At 64.2% G+C, this 1,663-nt stretch carries 3 protein-coding genes; 1 reads left to right on the top strand and 2 read right to left on the bottom strand.

Annotated elements, in window-relative coordinates; all coding sequences use genetic code 11:
- On the top strand, positions 1-252 hold a 252-nt coding region (locus WCB02_RS17015; protein ID WP_423959732.1), incomplete at its 5' end, for a hypothetical protein.
- 48 nt (positions 253-300) lie between these two features.
- On the opposite strand, the gene add is transcribed toward WCB02_RS17015, so the two are convergent.
- Together add and WCB02_RS17005 are read right to left on the bottom strand one after the other, a co-directional pair.
- Entirely contained in the window at positions 301-1,344 is a 1,044-nt protein-coding gene (gene add, locus WCB02_RS17010) for an adenosine deaminase (protein WP_423959730.1), read from the bottom strand.
- Between the two features lie 42 nt (positions 1,345-1,386).
- The coding region (locus WCB02_RS17005; protein ID WP_423959728.1) for a DUF2071 domain-containing protein at positions 1,387-1,663 on the bottom strand (277 nt) is incomplete at its 5' end.

Raw genomic sequence — 1,663 nt, 5'->3', positions numbered from 1 at the left:
CATCTGGTGGATCAGAATGTTTCGCCGCGAGAGGCGACGATGCCACAGAAGCCGCTTACGGATTTATGGCTGCACTTTACCGGACCGGACATCGATAACGTGATGGTGCTGATTCGAGGCGTGCGGCAGATGAATGTGATCAAGGTGTCAGGGCAGTTGCGGCCGCTTGATTTGGTGCATCTGAGCGGACACTTTGGGATTCCGAAGGTGGATCCGAATGCCGTGATGGTGCCGGCGCCTCCGGGGAAGTGAAAAGGGCAGGGGATAGGGGATAGAGGGTAGGGGATAGAGACGGCCGAGCTACAGGGCGTAGCGCTCTACTTCGGCGAGGAGAGCTAGTTTGCGATCGGGGGGAAGGAAGCTGGCTTCGATGGAGTTGGCGGCCAGTTCGCGGAGCTGGTCGAGGGGGAACTCGAAGGTGCGGTGGGCGAGGAGATATTCGTCGAGCAGGTTGGCGCCGAAGAAGGGTGGGTCGTCGGAGTTGAGGGTGACCATGAGGCCCTCTTCGAAGTAGCGGCGGACGGGGTGGTCGTCGAGTGAAGGGCAACAACCGGTGCGCAGGTTGCTGGTGATGTTGAGCTCGAGGGGAATCTGGCGCTGGGCGAGGACTTCGATTAGATCCGGGTCGTCCTGGGCGGAGAGGGCGTGGCCGATGCGCTCGGCGCCGATGTTGACGGCAGCCCAGATGCTTTGCGGTCCGGTATTTTCGCCGGCGTGGCAGGTCAGGCGGAGGCCGGCGGCTTTCGCGTCCTGGTAGAGCTCGCGGAACTCGTGGGCGGGGCCGAGGAGCTCGTTGCCTCCAATGCCGATGCCGACGATGCTGGGGTAGAGCGGTTGGAGCTGGGCGGCTTTGCGGAAGACGCGGGCGCAGGCGTCGACGCCGAAGTGGCGGACGGCGTCGATGATCCAGAGGAGAGAGATATTGAAGTCGCGCTCGGCGCGGGTGCGGCCGCGTTCGATGGCGGCGATGACGAGGTCGACGTCGAGGCGGTCCTGCCAGTAAAGGATGCCGATGGAGATGTAGACCTCGGTGTGGCGGACGCCCTGGGCGGCGAGGTCGCGGAGCATGTTGTAGGTGATGAGCTCGTAGTCGGAGGGGGTGTGGAGGCGGGTGGTGACGGCTTTGAAGCAGAGCAGGAAGCTGGGGAAGTCGTGGTAGGAGTAGACGCCGCGCGCTTCGGCGAGGGTGTGAGGGGTGGGGTCGTTACGCTTGGAGAGTTCGACTAGGGTTTCCGGGGTGATGGAACCCTCGAGGTGGAGGTGGAGCTCGGCTTTGGGGAGCCCGCGCAGCCAGGTTTCCGGGTCGGGCTGATCGGCTTTGGGGATCTGTCGGGCGCGTGCCATTGGATTAGTGTAGTCAATTGCGCGGGCAAGGCGGGGATTGGGTCAGGCGCGGAAGTGGCTGCCGCTGCGGATGGCGATGGCCGAACCTTCGGCGAGGAGGACGTGGTCGGGGATGCGCTGGGTGAGGGGAGCGAAGGCGGGTCCGTAGAGGGAGCCGAAGTCGGCCTGGATGTGGGCCGAGCGGAGGGGGTAGGTTTGCCATTGGGGATGGGCTACGCCGTACTCGCCGGTGCTGCCGTTGCGTCGTTTGGTGTAGCCCCAGTAATGCTCGGTGATGAACTCCTCGAGGCTGTTGGGGGCGATGGGTTCGGGTGTGGGC

It is taken from the genome of Bradyrhizobium sp., assembly GCF_049581145.1.
Classification (GTDB): domain Bacteria; phylum Pseudomonadota; class Alphaproteobacteria; order Rhizobiales; family Xanthobacteraceae; genus Bradyrhizobium.
This window is presented reverse-complemented; position numbering and strand designations above follow the sequence as displayed.